At 67.3% G+C, this 18,170-nt stretch carries 18 protein-coding genes; 7 read left to right on the top strand and 11 right to left on the bottom strand.

What is annotated here, in order from left to right; genetic code table 11:
* Positions 1-5: 5 nt before the first annotated feature.
* The 4 genes from SLQ31_RS27470 to SLQ31_RS27455 all read right to left on the bottom strand — a co-directional run bounded on the left by SLQ31_RS27470 (position 6) and on the right by SLQ31_RS27455 (position 3,530).
* Positions 6-269, bottom strand: a complete 264-nt coding sequence (locus tag SLQ31_RS27470) for a cytochrome C oxidase subunit IV family protein (protein WP_319437345.1) — start codon at positions 267-269, stop codon at positions 6-8.
* The gene (locus SLQ31_RS27465; RefSeq protein ID WP_319437344.1) at positions 269-853 is read right to left on the bottom strand and encodes a cytochrome c oxidase subunit 3; all 585 of its coding nucleotides are present in this window, start codon (positions 851-853) and stop codon (positions 269-271) included. The genes SLQ31_RS27470 and SLQ31_RS27465 overlap by 1 nt, the downstream gene beginning before the upstream one ends.
* Positions 850-1,506: a hypothetical protein gene (locus tag SLQ31_RS27460; protein WP_319437484.1), complete on the bottom strand. Its 657-nt coding sequence runs from the start codon at positions 1,504-1,506 to the stop codon at positions 850-852. The genes SLQ31_RS27465 and SLQ31_RS27460 overlap by 4 nt, the downstream gene beginning before the upstream one ends.
* A gap of 110 nt (positions 1,507-1,616) precedes the next feature.
* The gene (locus SLQ31_RS27455) at positions 1,617-3,530 is read right to left on the bottom strand and encodes an acyl-CoA dehydrogenase (RefSeq protein ID WP_319437343.1); all 1,914 of its coding nucleotides are present in this window, start codon (positions 3,528-3,530) and stop codon (positions 1,617-1,619) included.
* A gap of 102 nt (positions 3,531-3,632) precedes the next feature.
* On the opposite strand from SLQ31_RS27455, the gene SLQ31_RS27450 reads away from it, so the two are divergent.
* Together SLQ31_RS27450 and SLQ31_RS27445 are read left to right on the top strand one after the other, a co-directional pair.
* On the top strand, positions 3,633-4,370 hold the full coding sequence (locus SLQ31_RS27450; RefSeq protein ID WP_319437342.1) for a VIT1/CCC1 transporter family protein: 738 nt from the start codon (positions 3,633-3,635) through the stop codon (positions 4,368-4,370).
* Positions 4,371-4,395: 25 nt separating this feature from the next.
* Entirely contained in the window at positions 4,396-5,283 is an 888-nt protein-coding gene (locus SLQ31_RS27445; RefSeq protein WP_319437341.1) for a bestrophin family ion channel, read from the top strand.
* A gap of 4 nt (positions 5,284-5,287) precedes the next feature.
* Here the strand turns inward: SLQ31_RS27445 and SLQ31_RS27440 are convergent, their stop codons facing one another.
* The 3 genes from SLQ31_RS27440 to SLQ31_RS27430 are packed head-to-tail and all read right to left on the bottom strand — an operon-like array spanning position 5,288 to position 7,879.
* Entirely contained in the window at positions 5,288-6,160 is an 873-nt protein-coding gene (locus tag SLQ31_RS27440) for a TIGR03619 family F420-dependent LLM class oxidoreductase (protein WP_319437340.1), read from the bottom strand.
* 25 nt (positions 6,161-6,185) lie between these two features.
* Complete coding sequence (locus SLQ31_RS27435; protein ID WP_319437339.1) at positions 6,186-7,397, bottom strand: MFS transporter; 1,212 nt, start codon at positions 7,395-7,397, stop codon at positions 6,186-6,188.
* Between the two features lie 17 nt (positions 7,398-7,414).
* Entirely contained in the window at positions 7,415-7,879 is a 465-nt protein-coding gene (locus SLQ31_RS27430) for a MarR family winged helix-turn-helix transcriptional regulator (protein WP_413643147.1), read from the bottom strand.
* A 135-nt stretch (positions 7,880-8,014) separates the two neighbouring features.
* Here SLQ31_RS27430 and SLQ31_RS27425 point away from each other — a divergent pair, with 135 nt between their 5' ends.
* Positions 8,015-10,066: a DUF2232 domain-containing protein gene (locus tag SLQ31_RS27425; RefSeq protein ID WP_319437337.1), complete on the top strand. Its 2,052-nt coding sequence runs from the start codon at positions 8,015-8,017 to the stop codon at positions 10,064-10,066.
* The gene (locus tag SLQ31_RS27420; RefSeq protein ID WP_319437336.1) at positions 10,063-10,887 is read left to right on the top strand and encodes an energy-coupling factor transporter transmembrane protein EcfT; all 825 of its coding nucleotides are present in this window, start codon (positions 10,063-10,065) and stop codon (positions 10,885-10,887) included. Before SLQ31_RS27425 ends, SLQ31_RS27420 begins: the two co-directional genes overlap by 4 nt.
* On the opposite strand, the gene SLQ31_RS27415 is transcribed toward SLQ31_RS27420, so the two are convergent.
* The 3 genes from SLQ31_RS27415 to SLQ31_RS27405 are packed head-to-tail and all read right to left on the bottom strand — an operon-like array spanning position 10,884 to position 13,835.
* Positions 10,884-12,158 (bottom strand): sugar ABC transporter substrate-binding protein, encoded by a 1,275-nt coding sequence (locus SLQ31_RS27415; RefSeq protein WP_319437335.1) that lies wholly within the window; start codon positions 12,156-12,158, stop codon positions 10,884-10,886. The two genes, SLQ31_RS27420 and SLQ31_RS27415, sit on opposite strands and share 4 nt — an antisense overlap.
* Positions 12,155-12,967 carry a carbohydrate ABC transporter permease gene (locus SLQ31_RS27410; RefSeq protein WP_319437334.1) on the bottom strand — a complete coding sequence of 271 codons (813 nt, stop codon included), beginning with the start codon at positions 12,965-12,967 and terminating at the stop codon, positions 12,155-12,157. The genes SLQ31_RS27415 and SLQ31_RS27410 overlap by 4 nt, the downstream gene beginning before the upstream one ends.
* The gene (locus SLQ31_RS27405) at positions 12,954-13,835 is read right to left on the bottom strand and encodes a sugar ABC transporter permease (protein ID WP_319437333.1); all 882 of its coding nucleotides are present in this window, start codon (positions 13,833-13,835) and stop codon (positions 12,954-12,956) included. The genes SLQ31_RS27410 and SLQ31_RS27405 overlap by 14 nt, the downstream gene beginning before the upstream one ends.
* Before the next feature lie 39 nt (positions 13,836-13,874).
* On the opposite strand from SLQ31_RS27405, the gene SLQ31_RS27400 reads away from it, so the two are divergent.
* Genes SLQ31_RS27400 through SLQ31_RS27390 form a run of 3 tightly spaced genes read left to right on the top strand, consistent with a single transcriptional unit; the run spans position 13,875 to position 17,603 of the window.
* Positions 13,875-15,389 (top strand): TldD/PmbA family protein, encoded by a 1,515-nt coding sequence (locus SLQ31_RS27400; protein WP_319437332.1) that lies wholly within the window; start codon positions 13,875-13,877, stop codon positions 15,387-15,389.
* Positions 15,386-16,747 carry a metallopeptidase TldD-related protein gene (locus SLQ31_RS27395; RefSeq protein WP_319437331.1) on the top strand — a complete coding sequence of 454 codons (1,362 nt, stop codon included), beginning with the start codon at positions 15,386-15,388 and terminating at the stop codon, positions 16,745-16,747. Before SLQ31_RS27400 ends, SLQ31_RS27395 begins: the two co-directional genes overlap by 4 nt.
* Before the next feature lie 7 nt (positions 16,748-16,754).
* On the top strand, positions 16,755-17,603 hold the full coding sequence (locus SLQ31_RS27390; protein WP_319437330.1) for a carboxymuconolactone decarboxylase family protein: 849 nt from the start codon (positions 16,755-16,757) through the stop codon (positions 17,601-17,603).
* On the opposite strand, the gene SLQ31_RS27385 is transcribed toward SLQ31_RS27390, so the two are convergent.
* Positions 17,600-18,163 (bottom strand): histidine phosphatase family protein, encoded by a 564-nt coding sequence (locus SLQ31_RS27385; RefSeq protein WP_319437329.1) that lies wholly within the window; start codon positions 18,161-18,163, stop codon positions 17,600-17,602. The genes SLQ31_RS27390 and SLQ31_RS27385 overlap by 4 nt on opposite strands.
* Positions 18,164-18,170 lie beyond the last annotated feature (7 nt).

Here is an 18,170-nt window from a genome sequence, read left to right as displayed (position 1 = left end):
ACGCGTCAGAGCCACAAATACAGGCCGGACAGCAGCGCCCACAGCGCCACGCAGTACACCTCGAACGCTGCCCGCAGCGGGATCGGGGCGTGCCGCAATTCCATGAAGTCCAGGCCCACCAGCCGCACCTTGATCGCGGCGATCGCCAACACGCCGACCGCCACCAGGGACCCGGTGCCGTGGTCGGCACCCAGCGCCCATGACGCCAGCGTGGCGGCCACCAGGATCAGCCAGCTCGCGCCGGCGCGGTTACGCATCAAGGCCAACATCAGCTCACCAGGTACAGGAGTGGGAACAGGACGATCCACAGCAGGTCGACCAGGTGCCAGAAGCAGCCGCCGCCCTCGATCACCGCGAACCGGGTCGCGGACAGCTCGGTCCGCCGGGTCTGCGTGAGCATCAAGGCCAGCACCCCGATGCCGATACAGACATGCAGCAGGTGCAGCCCGGTGAGGATGAAGTAGTACAGGTAGAAGTGGTTGGCGCCCGCGGTGTGCCCGGCGCCCACGAGCAGGACGTATTCGGTGACCTTCAGTGCCACGAACACCACGCCGCAGCCGATCGCGACCAGCAGCGCCCTGGCGGCGATGGCACGGGCCCCGCTACGAAGGCCGCCGATCGCGGCCACCACAAACAGTGAGCTGGTCAGCAGCACCAGCGTGTTGACCAGGCCGATGTTGACGTGCAGCGTCTTGCGTGCCACGTCGAAAACCTCTGGCGCCTTGGATCGTTCGACCATGAACGTGGCGAAGAACACGGCGAATACCAGCATGTCGCCGAACAGGAATACCCAGGTGCCCTGTTCGCCGGGGACGCGTCGCGCGCTAGCTGGTGGTTGTCCCACCGCCGTCATGACACTTCGGCGAGCTGCTGGGCCTTGATGCCGCGGTTCAGCACGTAGGTGGTCGAGAACATCCACACCGTCAGCGCCAGGCCCGGGATGTAGAACGCGAACACCCCGTGCCAGGCCAGCGGCCCGTCGTTGAACACCACGACCACGCAGCCCGGTAGCGACAGCAGCGCCACCCACAGGTTGAGGTAGCCATACCAGCGCGGAAACGTCTGCGGCTCGGTCTTGTCGATGAACGACGCGATCGCCAGCGTGATGTTCTGCACGATGATCGTCCCGACGATGCCGATGAACATCAACCAGAACACGTCGTTGAGCGCCTGGGTGATATCCGGTGGCCGGGAGTCAGGCCGGAAGGCCGCGGCGGCCATGATGATGAACGGAAACAGCAGGGCGGGAACGAAAATCGTCGCGGCGAACAGCTGCGTCATCGACAGCATGCCCCACTGGCCCTCGATCCGGCGGATGCGCAGCACGATGGTGGCCAGGAACGGCAGCGCGATCACCGACGTCAGCAGGCACCCGGCGATACCGATGCGGATCCAGATCTTGTGGTCGACGTAGAAGTCGGCGATCTCTTCCGGCGATGCCACCGGCGACAGCGGCGGGAACATCCGCGCTATCCCGGAAAGACTCGTTCCGTACAGCACGATCATGATCGTTCCGCACCACGCACCGATGCGTTGCAGCCTCAATTCCACGGCCGCGACGTTACTGGGTCAGCCCCAAGGTTTTGTCAAAATTGTCAAAACAAAGCGTGAACGGGTTAGTCCAGGTTCTCCGGGTGCAGCATCTCCGCGTAACGCAACTGCTCGGGGATGCCGAAGCCGTCGACGAGCAGTTCGGCGTACGGCCGCAGCGCTCGGCAGCGTTCGTTGATGGCGCGGATGACGGCCTTGGCCCGCTCGGTGGACAGGTAGCGGTGTTCGATGAACCAGGCCTTGTTGTCCTCGATCACCGACAGCGCGTACAGGTCGCACACCAGCCCGAGGATGGTGCGGGCCTCCTCGTCCTCGCAGGCATCGACGCCCGCCACGAACGCCTCGAGCACGATCCGGTCGATGTGCGCCTTGGCGGTGTCGAGCACGTGATCCTGCACGGAGTTGAACGCGTCGAACGCGGACATCTCTTTCGCCTTGCTCTGCAGCCGGCGCGCCACCGAGGAGAGTAGATACTCCTCGCGGTCCTCGAACATCTTCACCTGAGTACCGCGGTTGAACAGGCTGCCTTCCTCCTCGCTGTCCTGACGAGTGTCGAGAATCCTTTGCATGATCGTCTCGGCGGCAGTCCTTTTCAGCACCCGGTCACCCGCGAAGTTGGCGGCGAAGCGCACCCACTCCACCGGGCTCATGCCCTTGATGTCGTCGGCGTAGGCCGTCAGCAGCTCCTTGGCAACCAGCTGCGTCAGCACATGGTTGTCACCCTCGAAGGTGGTGAACACGTCGGTATCGGCGCGCAGTGCGATCAGCCGGTTCTCGGCGAGATAGCCTGCGCCGCCACAGGCTTCGCGAGCCTCCTGGATCGCCGCGCTGGCGTGCCAGGTGTTGGCTGCCTTCAGGCCGGCCGCCCTGGATTCCAGCTCACGCTGTTCTTCGGCATCGGGGCTGTCTGAGGTCTGCACCTCATGCAGCTTCGCCACCAACTCGTTCTGCGCGAACTGCAGTGCGTATGAGCGGGCGATCAGCGGAAACAACCGGCGCTGGTGCACCAGGTAATCCATGATCAGTACTTCACCTTCGCCGTCCGGGGCGCTGAACTGCTTGCGCTCCAACGCATATCGCACGGCGATGTCGAGCGCTACCCGTGCTGCGGCGCCCGCGCTGCCGCCGACGGTCACCCGGCCGCGGATCAGTGTCCCCAGCATGGTGAAGAAGCGCCGGCCGGAGTTCTCGATCGGCGAGGAGTAGGTGCCGTCAGCGGCGACGTCGGCGTACTTGTTCAGCAGGTTCTCCCGCGGAACGCGGACGTTGTCGAACATGATGCGACCGTTGTCGACGCCGGGCAGCCCGCCCTTGTACAGGCAGTCCGACGTGGTCACGCCTGGCAGGTCGTTGCCGTCCTCGTCGCGGATCGGCACCACGAAACAGTGCACGCCGTGCGTCTCGCCGCCGGTGATCAGCTGAGCGAAAACCGCTGACACTCGGGCAGTCTCGGCCGCACCGCCGATGTAGTCCTTGCGTGACGACGGGGTGGGGGAGTTGATCACGAACTCTTCGGTCGCCGGGTCGTAGGTGGCCGTGGTCTCCAGCGATTGCACGTCGCTGCCGTGGCCGGTCTCGGTCATCCCGAAGCAGCCGATCAGGTCCAGATCGATGATGCGCTGCACGTAGGCCTTGTGGTGGCGCTCGGTGCCCAGGTTCTCGATGGCGCCACCGAACAGTCCCCACTGCACGCCCGCCTTGACCATCAGCGACAGGTCCGACATCGCGAGCATTTCGATCCGGACTACCGCGGCACCCACGTCGCCGTTGCCGCCGTGCTCTTTTCGGAACCCGTCCTCCGCGGCGCCGGCGGCCGCCATGATCGACATCTGCTCGGCCACCTTCGCACGGGCGATGGCCGTGTTGGGGGTGTAATGCGGCTTGAAGACCTGGGTGGAAAGTTCGGTGCGGACGGCGTTCTTGACGTCTCGCCAGCGGCCGTCGAGCGCGTTACGGAGGTGCTCCGCAGTGGTGGTCATCACCCGAAAGTATCCCCGCGGCCCCTTCCGTAAACGCGGATGTGGCAAACACAGGCAAACCTGAGTCAATGTGAGTCGGTCGGTTGGCGTTCAATGGGCCACATGTCCGAGTCCGACAGGGACATCACACCGAAACAAAAAGTCGTCCTGCCGCACGAGATTGATCATCGCCACGCCGACGTCACTGGTGGCTGGCTACGGGCCGCGACCTTCGGTGCGATGGACGGTTTGGTCAGCAACAGCGCTCTCATCGCCGGGGTGGCGGCCGGCGCCGGCGCTCACACCGTGGTGCTCAGTGGCGTTTCCGGGCTTCTCGCGGGCGCGTTCTCGATGGCGCTCGGCGAATTTACGTCCGTCACGACGGCCAACGAACAAATCGACTCCGAGGTGCGGGTCGAACGGCGCTCCTTCAAACGCCATCCGCAGGCCGAGCGCACCGAACTCGTCGCCATGTTGGTGGACATGGGCATGACCGAGGCGACCGCGCGCACGGCCACCGAGGAGATCCACCGCGACGAGGACCGGGCGGTGAACTTCCACCTCGTTCAGGAGCTGGGGGTCAATCCGCACGAAAAGCCGTCGCCGGTGGTGGCGGCCATCTCGTCGTTCGTGATGTTCGCGCTGGGTGCGCTCATTCCGCTGCTGCCGTATCTGCTTGGGTCGGAATCACTGTGGGTCGGCCTGTCCTGCAGCGCCGTCGGGCTGCTGGTGGCCGGTGCGGTGGCCGCCCGGTTCACCAAGGGCTCGATGTGGTTCGGATCGGCACGACAGCTGGCCTTCGGGGCCATCGCGATCGCGGCGACCTACCTGGTCGGAAATCTTGTCGAAGCACTGCTTTGATGCGACCAGGTAATACGCTGACGCGGTGATTCGTAGCGTCGGCAAGCTGGGCCCGCTCAAGGTGTCCTGGCTGGTGTTGTGGCGGCTGCGCTGGGATCTGCTGGCGGTCCTGGCGGTGGCCGCCGCGCTGATACCGGTTCCTGACCCGACGCAGATCGAGTACGCCGCCTCCGTGCTGTCTGTGCTGGGTATCGGCGCCTCGGTGTTCATCGGCTTCCGCAACACCATCGCCTACAACCGATGGTGGGAGGCCCGCACCCTGTGGGGCAATGTCATCATCAACTCCCGCGCCACCCACAACGGCCTGAGTTCCGTCGACACCGGTGCACCCGAAATGGCCGTCGTTCTGGATCGGATGCGCCGACGTCAGGTCCGCTACGCCTGGCAGCTCGCTGCCGAGCTACGGGGCATCGCCCCGGTTCCCGGGGTCGTCGAGTTGACCCCGGAGGACCCGGCGGACGCCAGCGCCGTCGACCTGATGACCGGCCAGGCCGTCGACATTCAGGCGTTGTCCGCCACGGGCAGTATCGACCACCAGGCCCGCGTGATGCTGATGGGCGTCAACACCGCGCTGGTGAGCGCTCAGAGCGGCCTAGAACGCATCCGCAACGAGCCGATCCCGCTGCCCTACGAGATCTTCATTCGCTCGCTGGCGTGGTTCTTCGCGATCATGGCATTCAGCCGATTGGATGGAACCGCCCACCCGTTCGCCGGTATTGCGATCGGACTGCTGCTGATGGTGGTGTTCATTGCTGCCGAACGGATAGGGCACTTCATCGAGCAGCCGATGAACAACAGTATCTTCGACATCGCAATGAACCGCTTTTCTGCCATCATCACCGGCAACCTGCTCGGCGCCGGCCACCCACTGGCTCAGCCCAGGGAAGGCCCGAAGGCCACCATCTGGATGTGAGTGCTCAACGGCATTGGGCAATAACGGTTTCGGCGAACCGTTCAATCGGACCCCGGAAGCGCTCGACATCACTACCGGTGGCGACACTGGGATCTGCCATCCATGGGGCACACATCACCGCCGTGATACCGATGTCCTGCGCCCGCTTGTACAGCTCCGGTGACGGCGGATCGATGAGCGCCAGCATGATCTCGAAAGGTTCTTCGGCGCGGCCGAATTCGCGGCGCAACGCGTCCAGCTTGGCGACGTAGGCCGCCGCGTCGTCGAAGGTGTAGGCCGTGCCGATCCAGCCGTCGCACAGTGACGCCGCCCGGCGCAGCGCGGCGTCGGACTCGCCGCCGCACAGGATCGGAACCGGCTGGGGCGGATGCGGTTCGATCATCATCTCCGGCACTTGGTAGTGCTGGCCGGTCCAGGACACCCAGCCGCCCTGCCACAGCGCGCGCAGGGCCGGGATCATCTCGTCGAGGCGTTTGCCGCGATTCCCGAATTCCTGGCCCAGCAGTTCGTATTCCTCACGCATCCAACCGATTCCGACGCCGAGTGACACCCGGCCCTCGGACAGCGCTGCAGCCGTCGCCACCACCTTGGCGACTTCCAGCAGGGGGCGGGCCGGCGCGATATAGACCGCGTTGGAGAACCGCAGTCGCGTCGTCACCGCGGCCATCGCCCCGATCATGACCCAGGTGTCCGGCCACGCGGTCTCCGGCGCCCAGCCGGGCTTACCGGTCGGCGAGGGATACGGCGAGCGCAGGTCCCGCGGGTAGATCAGGTGATCGGCGCAGATCATGCCGTCGTAGCCGGCCTCGTCGACCATGCGGGCCACCGCGACAGCTTCCGTCGGCTTCATAAACGGGGTGCCACACCAGAACTGCATCGTTCTCCTCGGGGTTGGCCCTGAGTCAGCTGTCGCTGCCGATGGTGACCGCGGTGGCCTGCTCGGTGATCTCCTCGAGCTCATCCTCCGGCGTGTCAATACCGCTCAAGTACCGGGCCGTCAGTAGCAGCACACCGGCGCCGGCCAACACCGCGCCCGCGCCGACCCAGAACGGCAGGTGCACGCTGACCTGCTCGCCCAGCACACCGGCCAGCCATGGCGCCACGGCGGCGCCGCCGAACCGCATGAAGCTGTAGGCCGCTGAGGCCACACCGCGTTCGACGGGTGCGGCCTTCATCACCGTCTCGGTGATCAGCGTGTTGTTGATGCCGATGAACAGGCCGGCCACCACCACGCAGGACGCGAGGATGGCCTTGTCGTCGGTGAAAACCGCCATCACCGCCAGCAGCGCCGAGAAGCACAGCAGGTTGATCACCAGCACCCGGACCGTGCCGAAGCGGTGCTGCAGCCGTGGGGCGACGACCACCGAGGTGAACGCAAGGCACAGGCCCCAGCCGAAGAAGATCAGCCCGATCCCATGGGCGTCCATGTCGAGCGGGAACGGCGTGAATGCCAGCAGCGTGAAGAAGCCAAAGTTGTACAGCAGTGCGGTGATTGCGACGCCGAGCAGGCCGCGGTGCCGCAGCGCCCGGAACGGATCGGCCAATGTCGTCACGCGTTGCGGGCGTGGCGTTTCGGGCAGCAGCACGGTCGTCACCACCAGAGCGACCGCCATCAGAGCCGACACCCCGAAGAACGGCCCGCGCCAGGAAATCGAACCCAGCACGCCGCCGACCAGTGGGCCCACCGCGATGCCCAGCCCCAGCGCCGCCTCGTAGAGGATGATCGCTTGGGCCACCGAGCCGCGCGCGGAGTTGACGATGGTGGCCAGCGCGGTCGCGATGAACAGGGCATTGCCTAGGCCCCACAGTGCGCGCCAGCCCACGATGCCCATCACGGTGTCGCTCATCCCGGCCAGTCCGGCGCCGGCGATGATGATCACCAGGCCGAGCAGCAGTGTGCGTTTCGGGCCGATGCGGCTGGACACCACACCGGTGATCAGCATCGCGACGCCCATGACGGCCATGTAGCTGGTGAACAGCAGCGAAACCTGTGACGGTGTGGCGTTGAGATTGTCGGCGATGGGTTTCAGGATCGGGTCGACGAGCCCGATTCCCATGAAGGCGACGACGGATGCGAACGCGACGGCCCAGACGGCCTTGGGTTGGCGCCACATGAGTGGCTCACTCCTAACTACTTCGGGGAGCTGTCGAGGTCGTCGAGCAGGCGATGCAGTGCTCCGACGGCGGTCGACAGAATTTCGCGGTCCTCTTCGGACAGCCGATCGATACGCGGGTCGATCACCGCGGCGCGGTCTGCCCGGACCTGGGTCAGGATCGTCTGACCCTTGGGGGTGATGCGGATGCGGACGGCACGCGCATCGTCGGGATCGGGGGTGCGGGCCACCAGGCCGGCGTCCTCCAGGCGACGGACCTGGGTGGTCATCGTGGGCTGGGAGCAATGGTCGAGTTCGGCCAGATCGGAAATACGGGCTTCGCCCTGGTCGTCGATGGTGCCGAGCAGCCGGGCCTGTGCCCAGGGCAGTGGCAGTCTGATCCGCTGGGTGGCCAGCCGGTTGAGTCTGGCGACCACGGTGAGCAGCTCGGATCCCAGACCGGATGCGGCGCCGCGGTGTTCCTGGGTGGGCTGCGGACTCATACGTCCCATATTTACATAGAAATCCTATGTTGTCGTCCACGGGTTCGGTGGCATTTCTCACAGGATGTCCACAGGCGGCCTGGACGCGGCCGGTCGAACCGACGGCCCGGCCGTAACGGCTGGCAGAATCGGATGATGACCGCGACGAGACCGGAGGCTCCTGCACAGCAGCCCTCCGGACCGTCGGTTGATCGCCGCCGCACTGGCTCGCTGTCGCCGGTGGAGATGGCCCAAGCTTCCGTGATGGCCGCACTCGCGGCCGCGCTGTCGATCATTTCGGTCGTCGTTCCGTTTGCCGGGGGCCTGTCGCTGCTGACCACGGTCCCAATGGGACTGCTCGGCTACCGCTACCGCCTCCGGGTGCTGGTGGCTTCGACGTTCGCCGCGAGCGTCGTGGCGTTCCTGATCGCCGGTGTCAGCGGCTTGATGGTGGTGGTCAACTGCGCCTATGTGGGTGGGCTGGCCGGCATCATGAAACGCCGCGGACGTGGCACCCCCACCGTCATCGCCGTGGGTCTGGTGGCCGGGGTGGTCTTCGGGCTCTTCATCATCGCGGCGCTGACGGTCCTGGTGCGGCTGCGGAGTTTGACCTTCCAGGCGATGACCGCCAATTTCGACGGCGTCATCTCGGTGGTGTCGCACTTCGAGCCGTTCCGGCCGGCGGCCCAGGACGCCAAGCACCTCTTCAGCGTCGCGCTGCAGTATTGGCCGCTGCTGTTGATGGCCTACGCGATGTTCTCGATCATGATCGTGACGCTGGTCGGGTGGTGGGCGTTGTCGCGGGTGCTGGATCGGCTCAGCGGCATCCCCGATGTGCACAAGCTCGAGATCCGCGACGAAACCGGGCCCGTCGCACCGGTTCCGGTGCGGTTGGTCGATGCCCGGTTCCGCTACCCCAGCGCCACGCACGACGCGCTGCGGCCGCTGAGCATGGCGGTCGACGCGGGGGAAGACGTGGCGATCACCGGCGCCAACGGCTCCGGGAAGACCACGCTGATGCTGCTGCTGTCCGGCCGCGAACCCACCTCTGGAGCGATCGAGCGCCCTGGCGCGGTCGGCCTGGGTTCGCTGGGCGGGACGGCGGTCATCATGCAGCATCCCGAAAGTCAGGTCCTGGGAACGCGAGTCGCCGACGACGTCGTCTGGGGCCTGCCACCGGGAACGCAGACCGACGTCGCGAGTTTGCTCGACGAGGTCGGATTGGCGGGCATGGAAGAGCGCGACACCGGCGGGTTGTCCGGCGGCGAGCTGCAGCGCCTTGCGGTGGCCGCGGCGCTGGCCCGCCAGCCGTCGTTGCTGATCGCCGACGAGGTAACCAGCATGGTCGACCAGCTTGGGCGGGAAGCGCTGCTGACGGTGTTGTCCGGCCTAACCGAACGCCACCAGATGGCGCTGGTCCAGATCACCCACTACAACAACGAGGCCGACACCGCCGACCGGATCGTCAAACTCAGCGAATCGGTGGACAACTCCCACCTGGTCGAGAGCGCCGCCGCACCCGCGCCGACGGTGAGCATCGCGCCGCGCTCGGCCGAGCCGGTGTTGCAGCTCGAGCATGTCAGCCACGAATATGCCAGCGGCACACCGTGGGCCAAGCCCGCCCTGGACGACGTCAGCTTCACCGTGCACGAGGGCGACGGCGTCCTGATCCACGGTGGCAACGGTTCCGGCAAGTCCACCCTGGCGTGGATCATGGCGGGGCTGACCACACCGACCACCGGCTCGTGCCTGGTGCGCGGACGCCCCGCGTCGGAATGCGTCGGCGAGGTGGCGATCGCGTTCCAGGCCGCCCGGTTGCAGCTGATGCGCGGCCGAGTCGACACCGAAGTTGCTTCTGCGGCCGGGTTTTCCTATCGCGACCGCGCCCGGGTGGCGGCCGCGCTGGCGAAGGTGGGTTTGGATGCCTCGCTGGCGGGGCGTCGTATCGATCAGCTTTCCGGTGGCCAGATGCGCCGGGTGGTGATGGCCGGGCTGCTGGCGCGCTCGCCGCAGGCGCTGATCCTCGACGAACCGTTGGCCGGGCTGGATGCCGCCAGCCAGCAGGGCCTGCTGCGGCTGCTGAGCGACCTGCGCCGCAACAGTGGCCTGACCGTCGTGGTGATCTCACACGACTTCGTCGGGCTGGAAGAACTGTGCCCGCGCACCCTGCATCTGAACGACGGCGTGCTGACGGAGGGGCCGTCATGACCACCGCACGTCAGCGCCGTCCGGTGGTGCTCCTGCGCCCGGTGCCGGGCACCTCGCCGATCCACGAGCTGTGGGCAGGCACCAAAATCATTGTCGTTCTCGCCTTTTCGGCCCTGCTCGCGTTCTACCCGGATTGGCTGCCGCTGGCGCTGGTCACGATCCTCATTGGTATCGCGATTCGGCTGGCACGCATCCCGCGCGGTGTGGTGCCGTCGGTGCCCATGTGGCTGTGGATCCTGTTGCTGTTGGGCGGGGTCACCGCGACACTCGGCGGTGGGGCACCGGAGTTCCACGTGGGGGCCTATGACATCGCGCTCGGTGGCTTGCTGAAATTCGTGCGGATCACCGTGGTCGCGATCGTGCTGTTGGCGCTGGGCATGTTGGTGTCGTGGACGACGAATGTTGCCGACGTCGCGCCCGCGGTGGCGCGGCTGGGCCGGCCGCTGAAGGCCTTCCGCATCCCGGTCGACGACTGGGCTGTGGCACTTGCCTTGTCGCTGCGGGCCTTTCCGATGCTGCTCGATGAATTCCGGCTGCTCTACGCCGCGCGACGGCTGCGTCCGCGGCCGGTGCTGACGACCCGTCGGGCCCGACGCCGACGCTGGGCCATCGAGATGGTGGACCTCATGGCCGCGGGCATCACGGTGGCGCTGCGCCGTGCCGACGAGATGGGCGATGCGATCACCGCACGCGGTGGGACCGGCCTGATTTCGGCGGCACCATCGGGCCCGCGCCGGGCCGACTGGGTGGTGCTGACGATCTCGGCGCTGGTCATTGTGGTGTCGGCGGCCCTGCAGGCAACGGTGCTCGCCGGCATTTAGCGCGCGGCGGCGGCGTTGGCCGCGTGCTGGGCAGCGGCCAGTGCATCGGCGACGGGCGTTCTGCCGAGGAACATCTCGTCGAAGTACGGCTTGATCGCCTGATAGCCGGCCGCGAAACCTGCCCCGCCCGGTGCGGTCATGCGTGGGCCGTCGAGCACCGAGAAGAACGGCCGCACATCCACCCCCTTGGCTGACCAGTAGTCGAAGTACACCGCCTGCGCCGACAACACCGCGGGGATCGCCGCACCCTGGCGGCCGACGTACTCATTGCCGCGGGTGCCGCCCAGCCAGGCCAGCACCTGGCGCACCGCGTCGGGATGGCGGCTGGCCGGATTGCCCGCAACGACAATGCCGTTGGTGACGCTGACCCGGCCCGCCGGCCCGGCCGGCAACAGCGCCACGCCCCAGCGGAACGGCGCCCGTTCGGCGATCTGGGCCAGGTTGTAGGTGCCCGACTGGAACAGCGCCATCCGCCCGGACAGGAACTGGTTGCGGGAGAAGTCGCCGTTGTCGTTGGTGTCCGACGCCGGCGGCGCGACCTGATCGGTGTTGATCAGGCCGACGATGTAGGTGAACGCGGCGACGGCCTGCGGGTTGTCGAAGGCGAACCGATCGCCGTCGGAGAACACCCCGCCCGCCGAGCCGATGTAGTTGAGGTAGATGGCCTGTAAGTCGTTGGCGGCGTTGTAGCCCCACTGCCTGCCGTGGGTGAGGCGCTTCAACATCGGCCGCAGGGTGTCGACACTCGGGTCGGGATCCCAGCGCAACGAATCCAGTTCGGTGGGTTCGACACCGTCGGCGGCCAGCAGATCGGCGTTGTAGTACAGCGCGATTCCGGCGTCGGTCAGCTGCGGCACCCCCCACAGCGCACCGCCGCGGGTGAACTGGGTGACCACCGACGGGTCCCAGTCGGCGCTGGGCTCGATCGCCATCAGCCGGTTGTTGTCGGCGTATTCGGCGAAGTTGGCGTTGTTGATCCAGAAGATGTCGTCGGCGCCGCCGCCGGCCACGTCGGTGCGCAGGGTGTCGAAGTAGCTGGCGTAGGCGACGACGTCGGTGCGTACCTCGATGTCAGGGTGGGTGCGGGTAAATTCCGCGAACGACTCCGCGTAGGCAGCGGCCACCGCGGGATCCCACAGTCGCACCGTGACAATCGTTTTCCCGGACGGCTCGCTCGTGCGGCCCAGCACGAGTGCGCCGGCCACCAGCAGCAGTGCGACCGTGATCAGCCCGGCCAGCATCCGGGTGGAGAACCGTGGCGGCCAGCTCATTTCAGGCCCGTGACGACGATCGAGCGCACAATCTGGCGCTGGAACACCAGGAACAGCGCGATCAACGGCACGATCGCCACCGTCGTCGCCGCCATCACCAACGTCCACTGCGCGTTGTACTGGGTCTGCAACCCGGCTGTCGCGACGGTCAGCACCCGCCAGGTGCCACCGCTGGTGATCACCAGCGGCCACATGAACGAATTCCATTGACTGACAACGGTGATCAACGTCAGCGTCACCAGGATCGGCTTGCTGGCGGGCAACACCACGTGCACGATCACGTCGAGGGTGTTGGCGCCGTCGAGGCGGGCGGCGTTGACCAGGTCGGCGGGGATGCCGCGAAAGTACTCGCGCAGCAAGAAGATCGCGTACGGCGAGCCGAACAGAAACGGCAACACCAACGCCCAGAACGTGTTCCGCAGCCCAAGCTCAGCCATCATCAGATACAGCGGGACGACGGTGACGGTGCCCGGCACCATCAGCGTGGCGATGTACACCCAGAACAACGCGTCGCGGCCGGTGAACTCCAGACGGGCGAACGCGTAACCCGCGAGCACCGAGAACGTCAACTGCGCCAGCGTGATCATCGCCGTCATCAGCGCGGTGACCGCCAGCGCCCGGCCGAATCCGGCATCACCGAGCCCGGCGTAGTTGGCCAGCGTCGGCGGGTTCGGCAGCGACAGCGGTGTCCCGGTGGCGAACTGCTGCGCGGAGGTGAACGAGGTCAGCAGACTCAACCCGAACGGGGCCAGGGTGATCAGCGCACCGGCCAGCAGCCCGAGATAGATCAGCGCGTTACGTGAGGTCATAGCTGATCCGCCGACGGAAGTAGAGATGCTGGACGATCGTCGCGCCGACCAGGATGACGAACAACACCAATGCCATCACCGCGGCGCGCCCGATCGCCGCGGCGCCGAACGCCTCGGCATAGATGCGGTGCGCCACCAGATCGGTGCGTCCGGCCGGCCCGCCGCCGGTCAGCGCGTACACGGTGTCGAACACCTGGGCCGCGCTGACGATGCCGGTGACCGAGACGAAGAACAGCGTCGGGCGCAGCATCGGCAGGGTGATGTGCCAGAACCGCTGCCAGCTGGTCGCGCCGTCGAGCTGCGCGGCGGCGTGGATCTGCGGGGGGATGGCCAGGATGCCGGCCAGGAAGAACAGCGTCACGTAACCGACGTTGGTCCACACCGTCACCGCCGAGACGACCGGCAGCGCCAGCCCCGGATCGGTGAGCCATTCGATGCGGCGGCCCAGCAGGGTGCTCACCGCGCCGTCGGTGGGCGCCAGGATCCAGTGCCACAACACGCCGACCGCCAGCGGTGAGCACACCCACGGCAGCACGTACAGGGTGCGGAACACGCCGCTGCCCGGCAGTTCGCGGGCCAGCAGCGCGGCGGCGGCCAAACCGAGCACGATCTGGGCGGGAACGACGATCGCGATGAAGGCCAGCGTCACCAACAGCGAGTTGCCGAAACTGGCGTCGGTGAGCACCGAGCGCCAATTGTCCAGCCCCACATAGCGGATCGGGCCCAGCAGATCCCAGCGATGCAGGCTCAGCCACACCACCACCAGCATCGGCAGCAGCAGGAAGCACACCACTCCGAACAGGCTCGGCGCCAGCAGCGCGTACCCCAGCAGGGTGGAGCGCACACGCCGAGTGGTCACCCTGGCCATTAAAGCGGGTTCACCGGGCCTGCCGTTACGGTGTAGCACGTGAGTCCACGTGATGTTGACGCCGACTTCTTGGCCCTGCCGCGCCATGAGCTCGCCGACGCCGCCCTGTCGGCGGCCCGTGCGGCCGGCGCCAGCTACGCCGACCTGCGCATCCACGCCATCACCACCGAGGTGGTGCAGCTGCGCGACGGTGAACTGCAGAGTGCGGTGTCCGACCGGGAGATCGGTTTGGCGGTGCGGGTGATCGTCGACGGCACCTGGGGGTTCGCCTCCCATGCCGAGCTGGCCCCCGAGGTCGCCGCCGAGACCGCCCGCCGCGCGGTTGAGGTGGCCACCTCGCTGGCCCCGCTGAACGCCGAGCGCATCGAGCTGGCACCCGAACCGGTCTACGCCGACGTGACCTGGGTATCGAGCTACGCCATCGACCCGTTCACGGTGTCGACCGCCGACAAGATCGCGGTGCTCGGCGAGTACTCCGGCCGGCTGCTGGCCTCCGACGGGGTCGACCACGTCTCGGCGATGGTCAACACCTGCAAGGAGCAGGTGTTCTACGCCGACACCTTCGGCTCGTCGATCACCCAGCAGCGGGTGCGGCTGATGCCCGCGCTGGATGCGGTGGCCGTCGACGCCGCCGCGGGCAGCTTCGAGTCGATGCGGACGCTGGCCCCGCCGATGGCCCGCGGCTGGGAGGCACTGGTCGGCGACGACGTGTGGAACTGGAGCACCGAGCTCGCGGAGCTGCCGATCCTGCTGGCCGACAAGACCAAGGCGCCCACCGTGGTCGCCGGCCCCACCGATTTGGTGATCGACCCGACCAACCTGTGGCTGACCATTCACGAATCCATCGGCCACGCCACCGAATACGACCGCGCGATCGGCTACGAGGCGGCCTACGCGGGCACCTCGTTCGCCACCCCGGACAAGCTGAACACCATGCGCTACGGCTCGCCGGTGATGAACGTGACCGCCGACCGCACCGTCGAACACGGCTTGGCCACAATCGGATACGACGACGAAGGGGTGGCCGCGCAGAGCTGGGACCTGGTGCGCGACGGCGTCTTCGTCGGCTACCAGTTGGACAGGGTGTTCGCACCGCGGCTGGGTCAGGCCCGGTCCAATGGTTGCTCCTACGCCGACTCCGCGCACCACGTCCCGATCCAGCGGATGGCCAACGTGTCCCTGCAGCCGGGTACCGACAACCTGAGCACCGACGACCTGATCGCCCGCGTCGACGACGGCATCTACATCGTCGGCGACAAATCGTGGTCAATCGACATGCAGCGCTACAACTTCCAGTTCACCGGGCAGCGGTTCTACCGAATCCGGCACGGACGCTTGGAGGGTCAGGTACGCGACGTCGCCTACCAGGCCACCACCACCGACTTCTGGAATTCGATGGAAGCCGTTGGCGGACCGTCGACCTGGCGCCTCGGTGGGGCATTCAACTGCGGCAAGGCCCAGCCCGGTCAAGTCGCCGCGGTCAGCCACGGCTGCCCGTCGGCGCTGTTCCGCGGTGTCAACGTTCTCAATACGCGGGAGGAGTCCGGCCGATGATCCCCGCACAGCAGGTCGTCGAGCTGGCGCTGCAGGCCGCCACCGTCGACGAAACCATCGTCATCGTCACCGACCGCGCCGAGGCCTCGCTGCGGTGGGCCGGCAACTCGATGACCACCAACGGGGTCTCGACCACCCGGTCGACCACCGTGATTTCCATTGTGCGCCAAGGTGATACCTCGCACACCGGGGTGAACCGCACCAGCGACGTCAACCCGGCCGCGATCGGCGGGCTGGTCGCCGCCGCCGAGCAGGCCGCGCATGCCGCACCCGAGGCCAGGGACAGTGCACCGCTGCTGACCGGCAAGGGAACTCCCGACGACTGGAACGCGCCGGTGCCGGAGACCGGTGCTGCGGTGTTCGCCGATGTCGCCGCATCGTTGTCCCGCGGCTTCGGCCGCACTGACCGGCTCTACGGCTACGCCCATCACGTCGTGGAGACGACGTTCCTGGCCACCTCGACCGGGATCCGTCGGCGCTTCACCCAGCCGACCGGGACGGTGGAGGTCAACGCCAAACGCGGCGGTGCCAGCGCGTGGGCGGGGGTGAGCACGCCGTGGTTTGCCGACGTCTCGACCGATGCGCTGCTCGACGACCTGGCGCTGCGCTTGGGCTGGGCCGACCGGACCGTCGAGCTGCCCGCGGGTCGTTACGAGACGTTGATGCCGCCGTCGACGGTGGCCGACATGATGATCTACCTGGGCTGGTCGATGGACGGCCGCGGCGCCGAAGAGGGCCGCAGTGCGTTGTCGGCCCCCGGTGGCGGAACCCGGGTGGGGGAGAAGCTCTCCGCGTTGCCGCTGACGATGTACTCCGACCCGTTCGCGGCGGGCCTGCAATGTGCGCCGTTCGTCGCGGCGGCCAGCGGTTCGGAGACGATCTCGGTGTTCGACAACGGGATGGACATCGGGCGGGTCGATTGGATCCGCGACGGTGTCATCAACGCGCTGGCCTATCCGCGGGCCGCGGCTATCGAGTTCGGGACCACACCGGCGATCCCGGCCGACAACCTGCTGATGACCGGCGGCAGCGCCGAGCTGGCCGACATGGTGGCGGCCACCGAGCGCGGCCTGCTGCTGACCACGCTGTGGTACATCCGCACCGTCGATCCGACCACCCTGCTGCTGACCGGGCTGACCCGCGACGGCGTCTACCTGATCGAAGACGGCGAAGTCACCGCGGCGGTCAACAACTTCCGCTTCAACGAGAGCCCGCTGGATCTGCTGCGCCGGGCCACCGAGGCGGGCGTGGCCGAGCCGACTTTGCCCCGCGAATGGGGTGACTGGGCGACCCGCGCGGTGATGCCGACGCTGCGAATCCCCGACTTCCACATGTCTTCGGTCAGCCAAGCGCAATAATCGAAAGATGTCTGACGATCTTGATGCAGTACTGACCGCGCTGGTGGGGCAGTCACCGGCCGACCAGCAGCGGTTGTTGGGACTGATCCGCGCGACGTGCGGTGACACGCTGTCGCTGACGCCGCTGCCCGCGCAGACGCCGGTGCGCGCGGCCGAGACGGACGCCGAGAAGGTGGTGGCCGAGTTCGCGGAGCAGTTCAGCATCGACGTATCGGCGATCTCTGATCGCCAGCGGGAGTCGCTGACCACCGCGCTGGGCGCGGGCGCGTTCGGCGCCGTCATCCAGATGTTCTTCGCCGACTTCCTGCCCCGGGTGCGCAACGGGCTGGAGGTACTCGGGCTGCCGGTGCACTGGGTGCCTGAGCAGCCGGTGTGGGACGCGGGCATCGACGCCGCCGATGTGCTGTTCAACCAGCTGCTGCCGGGGGTGGCGAAGCTCAAGTCGCTGGACCCGGTGACCACGGAGGTGGTGCGGTTGCGCGGGGCGGTCGCGCACGACTGCCGGCTGTGCAAATCGCTGCGCGAGGGCAATGCGCTGGACGCCGGCGGCAGCGAGTCGATGTACGACGATATCGAGCACTACGAGTCCTCGGAGCTGCTGACCGAGGCGCACAAGGCGGCGCTGCGCTATGCCGACGCGCTGATCTGGTCGCCGGCGCGGATCAGCCCTGCGGTGGCTTCCGGTGTGCGGGAGCACTTCTCGCATGAGCAGGCCCGCGAGCTGACGCTGGATGTGATGCGCAACGCGAGCAACAAGATCGCGGTGTCGTTGAAGGCCGACCAGGCGCGCGTCGCGGAGGGCACCGACCGCTACGTCATCGACGCGGACGGCCAGACGGTCTTCGCCGAGCTCTAGTCCGGCTTCTGATCGTATTCTTCGACGCGCCAGACGCCGTCGACCCGGCTGAGCTTGTTCCAGCATGCGGTGCGCTGAGGGGCGTCGGTCAGGGTCGGGTCGAGCTGGCCGAGTAGTGCACGGTTGAACGCGTCATGCGAGACGAGAACCAAAGGGCCGCCGTGGTGTTCGTCGACCAGTGCGGTGAACGCGGCGATGGCTCGCTGCCGGACGGCCTCGAGTGGCTCGACGCCGGGGGCGTTGTCGATGCTGCCGTAGCGGGCGATGACCTCGGCGCGTTTGGCGCCGGTGTGCGGGCCGTAGTCGCGGTCATTGAGCCGGATGTCGACAGTCGCGGGCACGCCGGCCGCGTCGGCGATCGATTGCGCGGTGGCGACGGCGCGTTGCAGCGGACTGCTGATCACGGTGGCCGGGCCTTTGTCGGCGAGGGCTTTTGCGAGCTTCTGGGCCTCGGTGATGCCAACCTCGTCGAGCGGCGGGTCGCTCAGTCCCCGCATGCGGTCCTCGGCGTTGAATGCCGTGCGGCCGTGCCGTGCCAGATACACCGTGGTGACTGGCATGTGGCTC

The organism is Mycobacterium sp. RTGN5, from assembly GCF_033804465.1.
GTDB lineage: Bacteria > Actinomycetota > Actinomycetes > Mycobacteriales > Mycobacteriaceae > Mycobacterium.
Note: the sequence above shows the minus strand (reverse complement) of the source record. Positions and strands in the feature narration are given on the sequence as shown.